The sequence below is a fragment of the Halomonas urumqiensis genome (assembly GCF_003028575.1).
GTDB lineage: Bacteria > Pseudomonadota > Gammaproteobacteria > Pseudomonadales > Halomonadaceae > Halomonas > Halomonas urumqiensis.
Window position 1 is genome coordinate 22,069 of the sequence record NZ_PYUD01000011.1, and the last position, 18,679, is coordinate 40,747.

Here is an 18,679-nt window from a genome sequence, read left to right on the forward strand (position 1 = left end):
GGGCCTCACTCGATGATATGGAACTGGTCGAAGTAGCGCTCGTTGAGTGTGAGCCCGAGGCCGGGGGTGTCGTCGTCGAGGTCGAGGAAGCCATTGACCGGTTCCGGGTCGCCTTCGAAGAGGTAGTAGAACAACTCGTTGCCGATCTCCACATCGTGAACCGGGAAGAACTCCGACATCGGCGAGGCCAGGGTCGACATGGTCAGGTGGTAGTTGTGCATCTGGCCGGCATGGGGAATCACCGGCACGCTGAACGATTCGGCGATGGCGTTGATCTTGTGCGCGGCGGTGATGCCGCCGACCCGGTTGGTATCGTACTGAATCACCGAGACGGCGCGCTTTTCGAGCAACTGGCGGAAGCCGTAGGAGGTGAACTCGTGCTCGCCGCCGGAGATCGGGATGCTGGTGAGCTGGTTAAGTTCGGCATAGCCGTCGATGTCATCGGCCAGTACCGGCTCCTCGAGCCAGCGCGGCTGGAAACGTTCGAGCCTCGGCAACATGCGCTTGGTGTATTCGAGGTTCCAGCCCATGTAGCACTCCAGCATCAGGTCGATGTCCTCGCCGATCACCTCGCGCACCGCCGCCACGCTGTTGAGGTTCTCGCGCATGCCGGTGGGGCCATCCTTGGGGCCATAACCGAAGCGCATCTTCATCGCCTTGAAGCCCTGGTCGAGGTAGGACTGGGCTTCCTCCTGCATGCTCTTGAGATCGGTACGGTAGAGCTTCGAGGCGTAGCAGGGAATCTTCTCCTTGGTGCGACCGCCAAGCAGCTTGAAGACCGGTTTGCCGACCGCCTTGCCCATGACGTCCCAGATGGCGATATCGACGCCGGAGATCGCCGCCATGCCAATGCCCTTGCGGCCCCAGGCGTGGGTGGAGCGGTACATGCGCTGCCACAGGTACTCGTAGTCGAAGGGGTCCTGGCCGACCACCAGGGGAGCGAGGTACTGATCGATGATCGCCTTGGCGATGCGCGGTGCCAGGGCCACGTTACCCAGGCCGACGATGCCGGTATCGGTCTCGACCTCGACGGTGGTCCAGCCGTGGAAGCGGAAGGTGCCCATGGAGTCGCTCTTGTCCCACAACTCGTCCATGGCGTTGGAGCAGAAGTGGGGCTGGGCGGGAACGGTATGGCCTTTCCATTCGAAGACGCGGGTGCGTACGCGAGTGATCTTCATGTGTGGGGGTTCCTTGTGCAAGTGGTAGGTGGCGCTCAAGCGGTGGCACTTTCATCGAGTCTTTGGCGGCGCAGATTGGCGCCCATGCGGCTGGCGATCGCGAAGGCGTTGCGGGTCGGGATGACATTGGCCTGGCCTTGGCCTGCGATATCGAAGGCGGTGCCGTGAGCTGGCGTGGTGATGGGAATCGGCAGGCCGCCCTGCACGGTGACGCCTTCCATGAATCCCATCAGCTTGATCGCGATCTGCCCCTGGTCGTGATACATGGTGACCACTGCATCGAATTCGCCGTCGCGGGCCTTGAGAAACAGCGTGTCGGCAGGGTAAGGGCCGCTGGCCGGATAGCCCTGCGCACGACATTCCTCGACGGCCGGCGCGATCACGTCGATCTCTTCGCGTCCGCAGGTGCCACCCTCGCCGGCATGCGGGTTGAAGGCCGCCACGGCGACGCGCGGTGCCGGGTTGCCGGCCAGCGACAGAGAATCGCTGATCAGCCGCGTGGCGGCGACGATGCGCTCCTCGGTGATGTAACTCGCGGCATCCTTGAGCGGAACATGGGAGGAGATGCGCGCCGTCCAGAGGTTGCCGAGGGTGTTGAACTCGCAGAAGTAGTCCTCGACACCGAGATACTCGGCGAAGAAGTGCAGCTCATCCTCATGGGCGAGTCCGCCTTTCTTCATCGACAGCTTGTTGAGCGGGCCGAAGCAGATGGCGTCCACCGTGCCGGCCTGGGCAGCGTCCAGGCAGCGTGTCAAAAGCGCCAGCACCGAGGCGCCACCCGCTGTCGTCACTTCGCCATAGCCCACTTGACCCTCCGCGACGCTGTCCACGGGCAGGAACACCGGGCCCTGATGGTCGCGGGCGCTTGAGAAGTCGTCGACTTCCGGCAACTGGTGGCTGATGCCAGCCACTCGCTGGCCTTCCTGCCATAGCCAACGGTCGCCGAGCAGTACGGTGTGAGCGTCCTGGAACAGGTCCTGTTCGGCGAACAGCCGTGCGATCAGTTCCGGGCCGATGCCGGCGGGGTCGCCGAGGATCACGGCAATGACGGGGCGTGTATCGGTCATGAGAATCTCCGGTTCAATAGAAGAGGTCGACGAGTGTCAGGGGAATGGCCGGGATGTAGGTCACCAGCATCAGCACGATGAACAGCACGCCGATCATCGGCAGATTCACGCGAGTGGTTTTCCACATGTCGGTCTTGGCGATGGAGCAGGAGGTGGCCAGTACCGAGGCAACCGGTGGCGTCTGCTGACCGATGGCCAGGTTCAAGGTCAGGATCAAGCCGAAGTGAATCGGGTCGATGCCGATCTGGTGTACCAGCGGCATGACGATCGGCACTACCAGGATGATGGCCGCTGCGCCATGCAGGAACATGCCCAGCATCAACAGCAGGATGTTGAGTAGTGCCAGTACCGCGTAGGGGTTCTCTGTGATCAGGGTGATCTGGCGCGCCAGCTCCTGGGGCAGTTGCATCTCGGTGAGGTAGAGGCCGAGCACCGAGGAGGTCGCCACCAGCAGCATCACCACGGCGGTCTGGATGACCCCTTCGGTGAGCGAGCGGTAGAGGATGCGCAGGTTGAGCTCGCGATAGACCAGGCCGCCGATGATCAGCGCGGCCAGTACCGCGATGCCGGCGCCTTCGGTGGCGGTGACGAAGCCGCCGAAGATACCGCCGAGAATGATTACCGGTAGCAACAGCGCCCAGGAGGCTTCCTTGAAGGCCTTGCCGAGACGCGGCAGCGAGAAGGCCTGCTCGCGGGGGAGGTCGTACTTCACCGCGTAGTAGTAGCAGAAGCAGGCCAGGCCGAAGCCGCCGAGAATCCCCGGGATGATGCCGGCAACGAACAGCCGCACGATGGATACTTCCGCCAGGGCCCCGTAGAGGATCATCGACAACGAAGGCGGAATGATCACCGCAAGCGATGCCGAGGAGGAAGTAATGGCGGCGGAGAACTCCGGGTTGTACTTCTTGCGCTTCATCTCCGGAATCAGCACCGAGCCGGTGGCCGCCACGTCGGCGACGGCGGAACCGGAAATCTCGGCGAAGAACATCGACACCCCGACATTGACCATGGCGAGCCCGCCACGCACGAAACCGACCATGGCCGTGACCAGGTTGATCAGCCGCGTGGAGATGCCGGAGGTGTTCATCAGCGCGCCGGCGAAGATGAACAAGGGAATGGCGATGAGCGGAAAGTTGGTGGCGCCCTTGAATAGTGTCAGGGCCACGTTCATCAGGTGTTCCGGCCCCATGTTGATGAACACCCCGACAGTGCCGACCACACCGATGGCAACGGCGATCGGGACATTGATCAGCACCAGGGCGAACAGCGCGGCGATGACGATCAAAAGGATCATGAGCGGCTCTCCTGCAGGTCCTGCTCGGCCATGCGGATGGCCTCTTCGATGGCTTCGTGTTCGCTGTCGATGCCGTGGCGCATCTTGGCCCAGGCACCTGGCATGCTGAGCAGTTCGCACAGGATGAACAGCACCGCGCTGATGGGAATGGCCGACTGGGTGACCGTCAGGCTGATCGACGGCAGCGACACCAGCCGGTCCCAGGCGAGGATGTCGAGCACTAGATAGCCGTAGTAGGCGATCACGACGAAGAAGCCGATGACGATGATTTCACTGATCACGAATAGTGAGGCGCGCAGGGCGACCGGCGCCGAACCGACCAGGCCAGGAAAGCCCATGTGGGCGCGCTTGATCGCCGCCAGGTTGGCGCCGTAGAAGGTCAGCCAGCCAAGCCCGATGGAGGCGACCTCGTCGTACCAGTGCAGTGACGCCCCGAGCAGACGAAAGCCCACGGCGGCCAGCACGATGGTAGTCAGGGCAATCAGCAGGAAAACGGTGAACACCTCGAGCAGCTTCTCGAGGCACAAGCGTATCCGGTCGATCAGGACCATGGTGGAACACTCTCGTTGGTAGGAAAGGTCTGATTGGGATGGACGGGCGCCGTCGCGGTGCCCGTCGAGGTGGTGGATTACTCGTCTGCCAGTTTCATGGCGCGGTCGATCATTTCCTGGCCGCCTGACACTTGCTCGGCGAAGGCCGCGTAGACGGACTCGCTGGCCTCGATAAAGGCAGCGCGGTCGACCTCGTTGATTTCCATGCCGGCATCGCGCATCTGGGTCAGCAGCTCCTCGTCAAGCTCCGCGCCACGCGCCAGTGCCCAGTCCTGGGTCTCGGCGGCGGCGGCGTTGATTGCCTCGCGCTCCTCGTCGGAGAACTTGTCCCACCCACCGTTGCCGGCCATCAGCCAGATGGGGCTGTAGACATGGTTGGAGAGCGACAGGTAGTCCTGCACTTCGTGGAAGCGCGCACCGTAGATATTGCTCAGCGGGTTCTCCTGGCCATCGACGACGCCGGTCTGCAGGCCGACGAACACCTCGGAGAATGCCATCGGCGTGGGGTTGGCCCCCCAGGCGGAGAACATGCGGGTACGCCAGTCGCTCTGCGGAGTGCGAATGCGCAGGCCGTCGAGGTCTTCCGGCGTGTTGATCGGCCGCTCGCTGTTGGTGATGTGGCGAAAGCCATTCTCCCAGGTGGAGATGACCGTAAGGCCCTGCTCCTTGGCGCTGGCGGCCAGGTCCTCCATGACGATTTCCTGATCGATGCGCTTGAGGTGATCGCGATCCTTGACCAGGTAGGGCAGGTCGAAGAGGGCGAAGTCCGAGGAAACCGATGACATGATTGACGAAATGGCAGCCAGGTCGACGGTGCCCATGCGCATGCGCTGCACGAGCTGGCGATCATCGCCGAGTTGTGCACTGTCGTAGTACTCCACCTCGTACTCCTCGCCGAGACGTTCCTGCAGGCGGTCGGCGAACTGCTTGGAGGTCTGGCCCTGCAGACTCTGTGGGGCACCACCGATAGCCACGGTGATGGTCTCCTGGGCCTGGGCGCTACCGGCGGCGATGGCCAGTGTCAGGGCGGACAGGGCGAGTGTCTTGGTGATCATGAGTGAATCCTTATTGTTTTCCCGTGATATGGCGTTCGGTGATCGAGACGTCTGTGTCAGGTCGTTCTCGATCGTTACTTGAGCTGACGCATTCTTATGGTCTGATGCATCTTTCTGGTCTGCTGGTCGGTATACCATACCAGCTGAGTGGAATTTAGGAGAGTCGTGACGGCGCTGTCAAATGATTCTTTCATGGGATTTATGCTGATTGGCGTGATAAGGCACGCAGCGTATAGCAGCGAAATGCGCAGGATTGCCCGGCATGGTTGGCGCGCACATTGTTCTGGTCTAGTATGCATACCAGATGATTCAGGAGTGCCAAGCATGGACAATCCCGCTTTCGCGTTCGAACAGGTGCTGAGGAATCGCACCAAGAAGGAAGTGCTGGCCGGCAAGTTGGTCGACATGGTGCTCACGGGCTTGCTGCGTGATGGCGATGAGCTGCCGAGCGAACGAGAGCTTTCGCAGCTCTTTGGCGTCAGCCGCGAAACCGTGCGTGGGGCGCTGTCGCAGTTGACAGCCCATGGGCTGGTTCAGATATCCCATGGCAGCAAGAGCCGCGTGCGGGCAAGCGAAGCCGTGCTTGCGCGTTTTCGCGCTGGCGACGAAAGCCAGGAGCAGGTCAATCGTTTCGATGTCGACAGCGTGTTCGAAAGCCGCATCGTCGTGGAGGCGGCGATCGCCCGGCGGGCGGCGATGAAGATCGATGCCGAGGGCATTGCCAAGCTCGAGCAGTTGCTTGAGGCGCAGAGCCGGATGTTCGATCTGCCGGTGCATTTCCAGCTATCCGATCAGAACTTTCACAAGCTGATCTCCGAGTACGCCGACAACGAGATCCTGCTGCGCTATGCCGAAGAGCTCTACACCTATGGGCTCAATGTGCGCCGTCTGGTGATGCTGGAACCCGGTGCCATCGAGCGCAGCTACCATGAGCATCTACACGTTGTCGAAGCACTCAAGCGTGGTGACCCGGACGCTGCCGAGCGGGCCATGCTGTCGCATCTGGATAGCGTCTATCGCACCACCAAGGCGCGCCTGACAGGCTGAAGGGCAGCAAGGATGATGTTTCTGGAAAGCAAACGCCCCGGTCAAGCGGCTGGCCGCTTGACCGGGGCATGGTCCGTCGACGCGGGCGATCAGGCCTCGCGCTTGCCGTCCATCAGGCGGCTGACCTTCAGCGGGTTGTCATCCTTCAGCGCTTCGGGGAGTAGCGCCTCGGGCAGGTTCTGGTAGCACACCGGGCGCAGGAAGCGATGAATGGCCGCGGTGCCAACCGACGTGGTGCGTGAATCGGAGGTGGCCGGGTAGGGGCCGCCGTGAACCATGGCATGGCAGACTTCGACACCGGTCGGCCAGCCATTGACCAGGATGCGCCCGGCACGACGCTCGAGCGCCGGCAGCAGGCTGCGGACAGCGTCGTTATCGCCGTCTTCCATCTGCAGGGTAGCGGTGAGCTGGCCTTCGAGTTTTTCCGTGACGGCGGCCATTTCGTTGAGATCGGCACACTCGATGACCAGCGAAGCGGAACCGAATACCTCCGCCTGCAGCGCCTCGCTACCCAGGAAGTCGCGTGCGATGGCGGCGAACAAGCTGGTCTGGCACTGATTCGGGCCGTCGCTGGATTGACCACGGGCGATCTCGCGGGCGCTCTCGGCGAGACCAGCGATGCCTTGGGTGTAGGCGTCGTGAATTCCCGGTGTCAGCATGGTCTGGCCCGCACTTGCCTTGACGGCTTCGCCGGCGGCGGCAATGAAGGCATCCAGGGCGCCACCGGCCACGCCGATCACCAGGCCCGGGTTGGTGCAGAACTGACCGGCGCCCATGTTCAACGAACCAACGAAGCCTTCGGCGATGGCCTCGCCACGCGCGGCCAGCGCTTCGGGCATCAGGTACACCGGGTTGATGCTGCTCATCTCCGCGTACACAGGAATCGGTTCGGGGCGTGCCTGGGCGGTGGCCATCAGTGCGGTGCCGCCGGCCCGTGAACCGGTGAAGCCCACTGCCTTGATGTTGGGGTCGGCGACCAGCGCCTGGCCGACCTCGCGACCGGCACCGAACAGCAGCGAGAAGGTGCCTTCCGGCAACTGGCAGGCGCTGACGGCGCGTTGGATCGCCCGCCCGACCAGCTCGGAGGTGCCGGGGTGCGCGGAGTGGGCCTTGACCACCACCGGGCAGCCGGCGGCGAGTGCTGAGGCGGTATCGCCACCGGCCACCGAAAAGGCCAGCGGGAAGTTGCTGGCGCCAAATACCGCGACTGGCCCGAGCGCAATATGCCGCTGGCGCAGGTCGACGCGCGGCATGGGTTGGCGGTCCGGCATGGCCGGGTCGATGCGTACGTCAAGCCATTCCCCGGCGCGCACGACGGAGGCGAACAGGCGAAGCTGGCCACAGGTGCGGCCGCGCTCGCCTTCCAGGCGAGCTGCGGGCAGGCCAGTTTCCGCCACACCGCGTTCGGTCAGTTGGTCGCCGATCGCCTCGATTTCCTCGGCGATGCGCTCAAGGAAGCTGGCGCGTGCTTCGAGCGAGGTTTCACGGTAGCGATCAAAGGCCTCCCAGGCGAGGGTGGTGGCCTGTTGCACCTCGGCGCGACCGAGGCCGGGATAGTCGGGTGCCAGTGGCTTGCCATCGGCGGGGTTGATGGCATGGATGGGGTCACCCTTGCCGGTGACGGACTGTTGGCCGATCAGGCTGGTACCTTGAAGTTCGGTAGTCATTCGGGCTCCTTCAGTTGGCTGGGCCAATCGCTGGCTGTGAGGGTGTCTCTAATTTCCGCGCTTGGCCAAGCTGCATTGAAATCAGCTGAGCAATGAACGGTGACCCAAGTGGTCGGGTCGAGCGCTATGGATGGTTGTTATGGATGGTTGTTATGGATGGTTGCATTGAACAGCTTGCTTGGTACCAAGCGTGATACCTATCATGTCATCATACAAGCCTACCGCCACTCGACAACAGACGCCAGTGTCGAAACGCTGGCCAGCGACTCTGGAGTTACCATGACCCAATCTCGTCCTCGCCTGTCTCCCGATCAGCTGCGCTCGCGGTGGTGGTTCGACAACCCGGACCATCCCGGCACGACGGCCCTGTGCATCGAACGCTACATGAACTACGGGATCACGCTGGAAGAGCTGACCAGTGGTCGGCCGATCATTGGCATTAGCCAATCCGGCTCCGATCTCACGCCATGCAACCGTCACCACATTGATCTGGTGAAGCGGGTGAAGGATGGCATTCGCGCCGTGGGCGGCGTGCCGTTCGAATTTCCCATGCACCCCATCCACGAGAATGCCCGCCGGCCCACGGCGGCACTCGACCGAAACCTGGCCTACCTGGGGTTGGTGGAAGTGCTGCATGGGTATCCCCTGGATGGCGTGGTTCTGACCACCGGCTGCGACAAGACCACGCCGGCGGCGCTGATGGCGGCAGCCACGGTGAATATTCCGGCCATGGTGCTCTCCGGTGGACCGATGCTGAATGGCTGGCGCGGCGCCGAGCGCGTCGGCTCCGGCACCATCATCTGGGAGCTGCGCAAGCGCCTGGCGGCGGGCGATATCGGCTATGACGAATTTCTGTCGCGTGCCACCGATTCGGCACCATCGGTGGGCCACTGCAATACCATGGGCACCGCATCGACGATGAATGCCATGGCAGAGGCGCTGGGCATGAGCCTGCCCGGTTCGGCGATCATTCCGGCGCCTTACAAGGAACGCTCGATGGCCGCCTACCAGACCGGCGAACGTATCGTCGAGCTGGTCTGGCAGGATCTGCGTCCGCTGGAGATTCTCACCCGCGAGGCGTTCGAGAACGCCATCACTACCTGCTCGGCGCTGGGTGGCTCCACCAATGCGCCGATCCATGTCAACGCCATCGCCCGCCATGCCGGTATCGAGCTCTCCAATGACGACTGGCAGCACCTCGGCCATCGCGTGCCGCTGCTTGCCAACGTGATGCCGGCTGGGGCGTATCTGTGCGAGGAGTTCTATCGCGCGGGCGGCGTTCCGGCAGTCATGCACGAACTGCTTGAGGCGGGTCACCTGCATGGCGACGCTCTGACCGTGAACGGGGCCACCATGGCCGAGAATCTGGCGGGGAAGGAGACTGGCGACGAGGAGGTCATTCGCCGCTTCGCCAACCCGCTGGTCGATCATGCCGGTTTTCTCAACCTCAAGGGCAACCTGTTCGACTCGGCGCTGATGAAGACCAGCGTGATCTCGGCGCTCTTTCGCCAGCGTTTCCTGGCCGACCCGGATGATCCCGAGGCTTTCGAGGGCCGCGTGGTGGTATTCGAAGGTTCGGAGGATTACCACGCACGTATCGACGATCCGGCGCTTGGTATTGATGAGCGCACCATCCTGGTGATGCGCGGGGCCGGGCCGGTGGGTCACCCTGGCGGCGCCGAGGTGGTCAACATGCAACCACCAGAGGCGTTGATTCGCCAGGGAATAGAGTCTCTGCCGTGCCTGGGCGATGGTCGGCAGTCGGGCACGTCCGGCTCTCCATCGATCCTCAATGCCTCGCCAGAGGCAGCCACGGGCGGCGGGCTGGCGCTGCTCGAGACCGGCGACAGGTTGCGCATCGACCTGCGGCGCGGTGAGGTCAATTTGCTGGTAGATGACGTCGAACTGGCTTCACGGCGCCAGCGCCTCGAGGCAGCGGGGGGGTATCGCTATCCCGACCACCAGACCCCCTGGCAGGAGATTCAGCGCACTCTGGTCGAGCCACTGGACAGGGGTATGACGCTGGCCAATGCCACGTCATACCGCGATGTGGCGAGAAAGAGCCCACCGCGCGATAACCATTGATCGACTGACCACGCTGCCCATTGCGCCTGGCCTGAAGACAAGACGCCCGCCTCGATGCTCTCGAGGCGGGCGTCCTGGTCCTGATATTTCCGGGGTTGGGCTGTCAGGCGCAGTCGGCCGCACCTTCCCCGTACATATCGAAGAGTAGTTCTCGACCCAGTTGGGTCAGCACCAGGCGGCCGTGGGCATTGCGTTCAGCCGCTTGGCTCTCTTCCAGCACCCGCTGGCAGGTTTGCCACTCGCGTGAAGACCGATTGAGCGCCGCGAGGCTATCGGTGTCGAGGCCACGATGGGGAATCGAGATGGTTTCGAGCACATGTCCGTGCTGGTAAAGCAGCGCCGCCATGCTGGACAGGCATTGGCGCAGGCTGCGCTGCATGAAGCGTTCTGGAGACGTATTGATGGTCATGATGATCCGCAACTCCTGCTTCGGGGTGCCGGATGGCCCGGCGTGTTGCGGTGCATTATAACGGATGGCGGGCATAGACTAAAGTCTAATCTCAACTCAGGTGGTTGTTCAGCTCTCGACCCGACCCAGCAGCAGGAACTCGATAAGTGCCTTCTGGGCATGCAGACGGTTGCCGGCTTCCTGCCAGACCACGGCGCGTAGATCATCGAGCAGTGTCATACTGATCTCCTCGCCGCGGTGGGCCGGCAGACAGTGCAGGAACAGCGCGTCGGATTTCGCCAGGTCGAGCAGTGTCTCGGTGACCTGGAAGCCGGCGAAGTCGGCTTCGCGCTTGGCTTGTTCCTCCTCCTGGCCCATGGAAGCCCACACATCGGTGGTCACCAGGTCGGCATCCTTTACCGCCTCGGTGGGGTCGCGATGAATGCTCACACATTCACCGGCGGCCTCGAGAATGTCCTGGCGAGGCTCGTAGCCTTCCGGGCAGCAGATGCGCAGTTGGAAGTCGAACTGACGGGCGGCGTTGATCCACGAGTGACACATGTTGTTGCCGTCGCCGATCCACACCGCGACTCGGCCCTTGGGGCTGCCGCGAAGCTCCGTCCAGGTCATCACGTCTGCCAGCAGTTGGCAGGGGTGGTAATCATCGCTCAGCGCGTTGATCACCGGTACCGAACTGGCGCTGGCGAAGGTCTCGAGGCCGGCGTGGGAGAAGGTGCGGATCATCACGATGTCGACCATCTCGGCCAGAACGCGAGCGGTGTCCTCGATGGGCTCGCCGCGGCCTAGCTGGGTATCACGTGGCGACAGGAACAGCGCGTGGCCACCGAACTGGGCCATGGCAGTCTCGAATGACACTCGGGTGCGCGTCGATGACTTCTCGAAGATCATCGCCATGGTGCGGTTGGGCAGTGGGGTGTAAGTCGGCCCCTGGGTCTTCAAGCCATTCTTGATGGCGATCGCGCGTTGGATCAGGTAACGCAGTTCGTCCTGGCTGAGATCAAGAAGGGTGAGGAAGTGGCGGGTGGCCATGGGGTCGCTCCACGGAGAAAAACGACCATCCTAGCCAGCCGGCGGGGGATGCGCAACGCGCTTGGCATCAGTAGAATGGGGTCATCCTCAAGGCCGAGCAGCATACTCGGGTATTGTCGCAAGGCACGCCCGATGGGGTTCGGCCCCCATATGACATTCAAGGGAGCCCCCTGATGAGCACTACCGTCGAGAACATTCAGCGCCAGATCAGCGAAAATCCGATTCTCATCTACATGAAAGGCACACCGCAGTTGCCACAGTGTGGTTTCTCCGCACAGACCGTCCAGGCACTGATGGCCTGCGGCGAGCGGTTCGCCTTCGTCAACGTGCTCGACAACCCGGACATTCGCGCCGAACTGCCCAAGGTGGCCAACTGGCCGACCTTCCCGCAGCTGTGGGTCGAGGGTGAGCTGGTCGGCGGCTGCGACATCGTGATCGAGATGCACCAGAACGGCGAGCTGGAAAAGCTGGTCAAGGAAACCGCGGCCAAGCACAAGGACGACCAGCCCGAGAGCTGAAGCCTGAAGCACGGCGCTTCGCGCCTGGAAGCTGGAAGAGCGCTGCTTCGCAGCTGGAAGTTAAACACCCCTGCAGTTCACGAACTGCAGGGGTGTTTGCTTTCAGATAACAAGTTTTCAGGCTTGCCGCTTACGGCTGTTCTTCCAACCCTTGCTCGCGTTGGGCCTGGGCCCAGCCGCCGATCTCCTTGTAGCGGTTGACCATGGCGCAGAACAATTCCGCGGTGCGTTCGGTGTCATAGCGCGCCGAATGCGCCTCGTTGTTGTTGAACTCGATGCCTGCGGCCCGGCAGGCGCGAGCCAGTACGGTCTGGCCGTACATCAGCCCGGCAAGCGATGCGGTATCGAAGCTGGAGAACGGGTGGAATGGGTTGCGCTTGATACCACAACGCGCCACGGCGGCGTTCAGGAAACCGTGGTCGAAGGCGGCGTTGTGACCCACCAGCACCGCGCGGGTGCAGCCATGGGCCTTGATCGATTTGCGAATCGGCCGAAATATCTCGCCTAGCGCCTGTGCTTCAGTGAGCGCCACCTGCTGGCGTAGCGGGTCGTCGAGGTTGATCCCGGTGAAATCCAGCGCCGACTGCTCGACGTTGGCGCCTTCGAACGGCTTGATGTGGAAGGCGTGGGTGGATTCCGGAATGAGCGTGCCTTCGGCGTCCATGGTCAGGGTCACCGCGGCAATCTCGAGGATCGCATCGCTTGCGGGGTTGAAGCCGCCAGTTTCAAGATCCACCACCACTGGCAGGAAGCTGCGGAATCGCTGCGCCAACAGTTCGCGGGCGATCGCCTCGCTCATGCACCTCTCCTTGTTCGGACGCCTGAATTGGCCGCGAACCCTGGGAAAACACTGCACAAATGCCTGCGCGAGCGAATCGCTGCGTTGCGCGGTGCGCGGAATCCTCACCTATACCCCATAGGCTCCGGTTCCTGTGCTCCGTGCGCCTTGCGCTTCATCCAGCTCGGCGGTTTGTGCAGCGTTTTCCTGGGGCTGGCCACGAATCCGCGAAAGTCTAGCAGTTTGCGAAAGCTACGTCCCGGCGCTGGTATTCGCCGTGGGGCTGGCGCGTTATAATCCAAGGCTACCTAGAACCCATCCAACGAGGAGCCTCGAATGTCCGATGTGAAGAAGGTCGTGCTTGCCTACTCCGGCGGCCTGGACACCTCCGTGATCGTCAAGTGGTTGCAGGAGACCTACAACTGCGAGGTCGTGACCTTCACCGCCGACATCGGCCAGGGCGAGGAAGTCGAGCCGGCACGCGCCAAGGCCCAGGCACTCGGCGTCAAGGAAATCTACATCGAGGATCTGCGCGAGGAGTTCGTGCGGGACTACGTCTACCCGATGTTCCGCGCCAACACCATCTACGAGGGGGAGTACCTGCTCGGTACCTCCATCGCACGACCGCTGATAGCCCGGCGGCTGATCGAGATCGCCAACCAGACCGGTGCCGATGCGATTTCCCACGGCGCCACCGGCAAGGGCAACGATCAGGTACGCTTCGAGCTCGGCGCCTACGCGCTGAAGCCGGGCGTCAAGGTGATTGCGCCGTGGCGCGAGTGGGATCTCAACTCCCGCGAAAAACTCATGGCCTACTGCGCCGAGAACGACATTCCGGTGGACTTCAACAAGAAGAAGAAGTCGCCGTACTCCATGGACGCCAACCTGCTGCACATCTCCTACGAGGGCGGCATCCTCGAGGATCCCTGGGCCGAGGCCGAGGAGGACATGTGGCGCTGGAGCGTGTCGCCTGAAGCCGCTCCGGATACGCCCACCTATGTGGAGCTGACCTTCGCGAAGGGTGACATTGTCGCCATCGACGGTACCCCGATGAGGCCTCACGAGGTATTGGAGCGGCTGAACACGCTCGGGGGAGACAATGGCATTGGCCGTCTCGACATCGTCGAGAACCGCTACGTGGGCATGAAGTCCCGCGGCTGCTACGAGACCCCCGGCGGCAGCATCATGCTGCGCGCCCACCGTGCCATCGAGTCCATTACCCTCGACCGCGAGGAGGCGCATCTCAAGGATGAGCTGATGCCCAAGTACGCCGAAGTCATCTACAACGGCTACTGGTGGAGCCCGGAGCGCCGCATGCTGCAGGCCGCCATCGATGAGACCCAGCACAACGTCAGCGGCGTGGTGCGCATGAAGCTCTACAAGGGCAATGCCATCGTGGTGGGCCGCAAGTCCGAGCAGTCGTTGTTCGATGAGTCCATCGCGACCTTCGAGGACGATGCTGGTGCCTACGACCAGAAGGATGCCGAGGGCTTCATCAAGCTCAACGCATTGCGCCTGCGTATCGCGGCCGGCAAGGGTCGCAAGCAGGATTGATCGCATCTCACGGACTGACCTCACGGGAGCCGAGCCATGTTCAAGAAGCTGCTTTCCGGCCTTTTGGGCGGAGGAAATGACCAGCCACGCAATGGAGGCCATGCCCGATCGGCCGAGCCGGTGGAGTACAACGGCTACGAGATCGTTTCGGAGCCCGCCGATCAGGGTGGTCAGTTCCGGGTCAGCGGGGTGATTCGCAAGTCGACCGTTGACGGCGAGACACTGGAGCATCGCTTCGAGCGCTCCGACATGGTCACGGGCCGCGAGGCCTGTGATGAGCTGATGGTCACCAAGGCCCGCCGATTCGTCGATGAAGTGGGTGATGACATGTTCAAGCCGCGCTGAAACTGGCTTGCGTGTTCGACCGCAGGCTCCGGCATACGGCGTCCCGACCAGGGGCGCCGTTTGCTTTAGTGAGTAGAGGGATGAAAATCGTGAGTCGTCAGGCGTTGGCTTTGGCCTGGCGTATCAATGCGCGTATCTGGCGTAAATCGTGACGCAGCATCAATCGCTCGCCCTCATCGAGCCTTGCCAGGTCTACCCACCCGTCGATGCGGCGCAGCGCTTTCAGGCTGCGGCGCTGTTCGTCGAGTAAATACGCTTGTAGACGCCCCAGCGTCGCTTCGATGGAACGCGCCTGGTGGATGCTCAGTGCATCTTTTATGACCAGAGCAGTGAGGCGCGCACGAGTTTCCATGGCGCACACCCCATGGCGTAGCGCCAGCAGACGAATGGCACTGACCAGCGGTAACAGCGCCTGGTGCTTGAGATTGAACGCGGTGTCATGGGGGGCGTCCTCGCCACCCCCTTGAAGGCGTCCAAAGCGATCCAGTGCGGGGGGATACTCGTCGAGCAAAGCCCCCATCTCGTCGAGAAACAGCCCCGCGCGTGGCATCAGTTCGGTGACGTGTGAAGACAACGCCTCGGCCAGCCGGGCATCGCCAAGCACTGGATGAAAATCGAGCAGGATATTGGCTTGCTGCACGCGTTTGACACGCCGTTCGGCGGTCCACAGGGTCAGTTGATGCTGCCACTCGCCGAGCCGTTTTCGCCACATTGGATAACGCGCCATGACGTGTCCCTGGCATAATGGAATGCCGGCTGCATCGAGTCTGTCGGTGAACCGTTCACCCAGTGACTGAAAGTAGCCGTCGATCTCGGTGTGCCGTGAATCCGGGTAGTCGGCGATGATCATGGCGTTGTCCTGGTCGGGCGCCATCAGGCTATCATGCCGGCCCGCCGAGCCTAGCGTCAGCACACAAAATTCGACGGGCGGTTTGCCCCAGCCCAGTCCTTGCATCTCATCGAGCGACAACATGATGGCACGCCGATACAGCCAGTCGTTGTGATCGCTGATCAGCTGGCTGATGCGCCAGGCGGGAAGGTCGAGACGCGTGAGTGCCTCCACCAGCGTGGACTGCCAGCGATGTGCCTCGGCGAGCGTCGGTTCACGGCCCAGCTCGAGCAAGGCATCGCGCAGCGGGGCAAGCAGCGGCGGCAGGGTTGAGGCATCGGGCGGAAAGTCGCATTGAAACAGCTGTCGCCACGAAGACGCACGGTACAGCACAAGCATCGCTGTTACTTCCTCCGCACAGTTGCCTGATTGTTCACGACTCACGACTCACGATTCGCCATTCACTCTTGTTGCGCTTCTTCACTGCTTATCGAAGGCGCTTCAGGAAGCTCCATCACCAGGCAGGCGCCACCGAGGAAGCTGGCGTTTTCTACCCACAGTCGACCTCCCAGGTGGGCAATGATGCCACGGCTGATCGGCAGACCCAGGCCACTGCCGCGCGGCCGACCGCGTGTCTTGTCGGCGCTTTCGCCGGGGCGCTGAATCTGGTGGAATTTTTCGAACACCCGCTCGCGCTCATCCTCGGCGATCCCCGGGCCGTTGTCCTCTACGGCCAGGCGATAGTGGGTCTTGTGGCGATACAGCCGCAGGCGAACCCGTGGTGCGTCGTGGTCGGCGAACTTGCCGGCGTTGTCGAGCAGGTTGATGATCACCTGTTCGAGGCGGTCGGGGTCGCCGATCACCTGCGCCCTATCCACCTCGATCGCCACCTCGAGCACCACGCCACGGTTCTCCTGCAGGCGATGGACGGCATCCACGCTGTGGCGAGCCAGCGCCACGAGGTCGAGTCGTTGCGGCTCAAGCGTCAGCCGGCCACTCTCGAGGCGGGCGAGATCGAGGATCTCCTCGATCAGCCGCGACAGGCGCTGACTTTCCAGCACCACCACATCGAGGAAGTGAACACGCTTTTCCTCGGGTAATGCGTGGCTGTCACGCAGGATTTCGGCGAAGGCACGAATCGAGGTCAACGGCGTCCTCAGCTCGTGGCTGACCATGGCCACGAATTCATCCTTGAGGCGGTCAAGTTCTCGCAACCGTTCGTTGGCGGCCCGAAGCTCCTCACTGGCGCGAGCCAATTCACTCGATTTCTGCTCGAGCCGGCGGTTGACCTCCAGGGTCTCGGAGGTGGTGTCGAGAATGCTGAGGATCGATTCCATATCCAGTGCTTCACCACGCACCAGCGAATTGATCAATACCCTTGCCGAGGCGTTGCCCAGCGCCCCGGAGAGCGCCTGCTCGGCCCTGGCGATCAGTGCCGACGATGCCGGTTGATCGTCTCTTGGTGGGGGCTCGGCGGTGCTGACTGAGGCTGCGGGGCCGCCAGCGAAGACCCTTGCCGTGGCGCCAGCGCCCAGGTAGCGGTCGAGAAGCGCTCGCAACTCGCCACGTGTGGTCTTGCCCTGCCAGAGTGTTGTCTGCACCAGCCCCGGATGCATGGCCTCGGTGAACAGCGCCGCCTGGGTCTGTTCCAGCGGTGTCTGGCGTGAGAACAGCGAGATACCCACCAGTAACCCGACATTTGCCGAGAGGCTCCACAGCAAGGAATGGCTGTAGATGTCGAGGGTGTCGAGCCCGAACAGTGCATAGGGGCGAAGCCACTCAAGGCCCCAGGGGCCTTGTTCGAGAAACCCCGCATCAAGCCACCCAGACTGGGCAAAGCCGGGAATCAGCAAGGTCCAGGCCCAGATCAGCGTGCCGGCGATCAGCCCGAGGCCGGCACCATCGCGAGTCGCTCCCCGCCAGTACATGCCGATCAGCATGGCCGGGGCGAACTGGCAGGCGGCGGCGAATGACACCAGGCCAATGGTGACCAGGCTGTAGGAGTCACCGATCAAGGCGTGATAGAGGTAGCCAAGCAGCAGGATCAGCACGATGGCCACGCGTCGAATACCCAGCAGCCATCCGGCCAGTTGCCCCCTGGAGCCAAGGTGGAGGAGCCGGCTGCGCAGCAGCAGCGGCATGACCAACTGGTTGCTGACCATGGTGGAGAGGGCAATGGTTTCGACGATCACCATGCTGGTGGCTGCCGACAACCCACCAATGAATACCAGCAGTGGCAACCCCCCGAGCCCGGCCGACAGTGGCAGGGTCAACACGAAGCTGTCGGGGTCGGTGCCGTTCGACATCAACAGCATCCCGGCCATGGCGATGGGAATCACCAGTACGTTGATTGCCAGCAGATAGAGCGGAAACAACCAACTGGCGCGCTTGATGTGCCGTTCGTCGACATTTTCCACCACCATCACCTGGAACTGGCGGGGCAGCGTGATGAAGGCCAGCATCGCAAGGACCAGCATGCCCACCCAGCCGGTGGCGCCGCCAGGGACGGCGTCGAGGCTCAGTGCGCCGGCAAGTTCCGGTGTTGCCGCGACCCGGGCGAACAAATCACCAGGCCCATTGAACATCACGAACAGGGTGAATATACCCACCGACAGGAAGGCCACCAGCTTGATGATCGATTCGAAGGCGATAGCCGCAACCATGCCTTCGTGGCGCTCGCTGGCATCAAGGTGGCGGGTACCAAACAGGATGATGAATACCGCGAGCACCAGGGCCACCCAAAAGGATTTGTCGGCCCAGAAGCTCTCGTCGGCGATGCTTGCCTCGGCGGCCAGTGGATAGTTGACCAGCACCGCATGGCTGACGGTGATGGCTTTCAGCTGCAGCGCGATGTAAGGGGTAATCCCGATCAGCGCAATTATCGCCACCAGTGCGCCGAGGCTTGCGCTCTTGCCATAACGTGCGCTGATGAAGTCGGCAATCGAGGTGATTCGCTGGGCGCTGGCGATGCGCACCATCTTGCGGATCACAAAAGGGGCGATCAGCATGGCAAGCGTTGGTCCAAGATAGATCAACAGGAAGCTGGGACCGAACTGGGCAGCACGCCCGACGCTGCCATAGAAGGTCCAGGCCGTGCAGTAAACGGCGATGGACAGCGCATAGACGGTCGGCGAGCCGATCAGCGAACGGCCCTGTTCGGCGCGCCTGTCTCCCCAGGCGGCGATCACGAACAGCAGTGCCAGGTAGCCGAAGGCCACCGTCAACACCACGGCATCCGTTCTCATCGATGGGCTCTCGTCATGGTGATGATGT

Annotated in this window: 16 protein-coding genes; 5 read left to right on the plus strand and 11 right to left on the minus strand. The window is 62.6% G+C overall.

Annotated elements, in window-relative coordinates; genetic code table 11:
- Positions 1-5: 5 nt before the first annotated feature.
- From C6V82_RS17150 to C6V82_RS17170, 5 genes are all read right to left on the minus strand, one after another.
- A complete protein-coding gene (locus tag C6V82_RS17150; RefSeq protein ID WP_102588472.1) occupies positions 6-1,178 on the minus strand; it encodes an L-rhamnonate dehydratase in 1,173 nt (390 codons plus the stop codon).
- 35 nt (positions 1,179-1,213) lie between these two features.
- Positions 1,214-2,245, minus strand: coding sequence for a 4-hydroxythreonine-4-phosphate dehydrogenase PdxA (locus C6V82_RS17155; RefSeq protein WP_102588473.1), 1,032 nt, complete (start codon positions 2,243-2,245; stop codon positions 1,214-1,216).
- 13 nt (positions 2,246-2,258) lie between these two features.
- On the minus strand, positions 2,259-3,539 hold the full coding sequence (locus C6V82_RS17160) for a TRAP transporter large permease (protein ID WP_102588474.1): 1,281 nt from the start codon (positions 3,537-3,539) through the stop codon (positions 2,259-2,261).
- Entirely contained in the window at positions 3,536-4,090 is a 555-nt protein-coding gene (locus tag C6V82_RS17165) for a TRAP transporter small permease (RefSeq protein ID WP_102588475.1), read from the minus strand. The genes C6V82_RS17160 and C6V82_RS17165 overlap by 4 nt, the downstream gene beginning before the upstream one ends.
- 77 nt (positions 4,091-4,167) lie before the next feature.
- The gene (locus C6V82_RS17170) at positions 4,168-5,145 is read right to left on the minus strand and encodes a TRAP transporter substrate-binding protein (protein WP_102588476.1); all 978 of its coding nucleotides are present in this window, start codon (positions 5,143-5,145) and stop codon (positions 4,168-4,170) included.
- 324 nt (positions 5,146-5,469) lie between these two features.
- Between C6V82_RS17170 and C6V82_RS17175 the strand changes: the two genes are divergently transcribed.
- A complete protein-coding gene (locus C6V82_RS17175; protein WP_102588477.1) occupies positions 5,470-6,192 on the plus strand; it encodes a FadR/GntR family transcriptional regulator in 723 nt (240 codons plus the stop codon).
- A gap of 89 nt (positions 6,193-6,281) precedes the next feature.
- On the opposite strand, the gene C6V82_RS17180 is transcribed toward C6V82_RS17175, so the two are convergent.
- Positions 6,282-7,859 (minus strand): aldehyde dehydrogenase (NADP(+)), encoded by a 1,578-nt coding sequence (locus tag C6V82_RS17180; protein ID WP_102588478.1) that lies wholly within the window; start codon positions 7,857-7,859, stop codon positions 6,282-6,284.
- 279 nt (positions 7,860-8,138) lie between these two features.
- Between C6V82_RS17180 and C6V82_RS17185 the strand changes: the two genes are divergently transcribed.
- Positions 8,139-9,944 carry an IlvD/Edd family dehydratase gene (locus C6V82_RS17185; protein ID WP_102588501.1) on the plus strand — a complete coding sequence of 602 codons (1,806 nt, stop codon included), beginning with the start codon at positions 8,139-8,141 and terminating at the stop codon, positions 9,942-9,944.
- Positions 9,945-10,047: 103 nt separating this feature from the next.
- Here the strand turns inward: C6V82_RS17185 and C6V82_RS17190 are convergent, their stop codons facing one another.
- Both C6V82_RS17190 and argF read right to left on the minus strand, forming a co-directional pair.
- Positions 10,048-10,353, minus strand: coding sequence for a hypothetical protein (locus tag C6V82_RS17190; protein ID WP_102588479.1), 306 nt, complete (start codon positions 10,351-10,353; stop codon positions 10,048-10,050).
- Positions 10,354-10,461: 108 nt separating this feature from the next.
- On the minus strand, positions 10,462-11,382 hold the full coding sequence (gene argF, locus C6V82_RS17195; RefSeq protein ID WP_102588480.1) for an ornithine carbamoyltransferase: 921 nt from the start codon (positions 11,380-11,382) through the stop codon (positions 10,462-10,464).
- Between the two features lie 173 nt (positions 11,383-11,555).
- On the opposite strand from argF, the gene C6V82_RS17200 reads away from it, so the two are divergent.
- Positions 11,556-11,900: a Grx4 family monothiol glutaredoxin gene (locus tag C6V82_RS17200; protein WP_102588481.1), complete on the plus strand. Its 345-nt coding sequence runs from the start codon at positions 11,556-11,558 to the stop codon at positions 11,898-11,900.
- A 130-nt stretch (positions 11,901-12,030) separates the two neighbouring features.
- Here C6V82_RS17200 and rnt read toward each other — a convergent pair whose 3' ends face one another.
- Complete coding sequence (gene rnt, locus C6V82_RS17205) at positions 12,031-12,699, minus strand: ribonuclease T (RefSeq protein ID WP_102588482.1); 669 nt, start codon at positions 12,697-12,699, stop codon at positions 12,031-12,033.
- 315 nt (positions 12,700-13,014) lie between these two features.
- Between rnt and C6V82_RS17210 the strand changes: the two genes are divergently transcribed.
- Together C6V82_RS17210 and C6V82_RS17215 are read left to right on the plus strand one after the other, a co-directional pair.
- Complete coding sequence (locus tag C6V82_RS17210) at positions 13,015-14,232, plus strand: argininosuccinate synthase (protein ID WP_102588483.1); 1,218 nt, start codon at positions 13,015-13,017, stop codon at positions 14,230-14,232.
- 36 nt (positions 14,233-14,268) lie between these two features.
- Positions 14,269-14,577 carry an HlyU family transcriptional regulator gene (locus tag C6V82_RS17215; protein ID WP_102588484.1) on the plus strand — a complete coding sequence of 103 codons (309 nt, stop codon included), beginning with the start codon at positions 14,269-14,271 and terminating at the stop codon, positions 14,575-14,577.
- 97 nt (positions 14,578-14,674) lie between these two features.
- On the opposite strand, the gene C6V82_RS17220 is transcribed toward C6V82_RS17215, so the two are convergent.
- Positions 14,675-15,805 (minus strand): DUF294 nucleotidyltransferase-like domain-containing protein, encoded by a 1,131-nt coding sequence (locus tag C6V82_RS17220; RefSeq protein ID WP_102588485.1) that lies wholly within the window; start codon positions 15,803-15,805, stop codon positions 14,675-14,677.
- Positions 15,806-15,867: 62 nt separating this feature from the next.
- Positions 15,868-18,651, minus strand: coding sequence for an ATP-binding protein (locus C6V82_RS17225; RefSeq protein WP_102588486.1), 2,784 nt, complete (start codon positions 18,649-18,651; stop codon positions 15,868-15,870).
- Between the last annotated feature and the right edge of the window lie 28 nt (positions 18,652-18,679).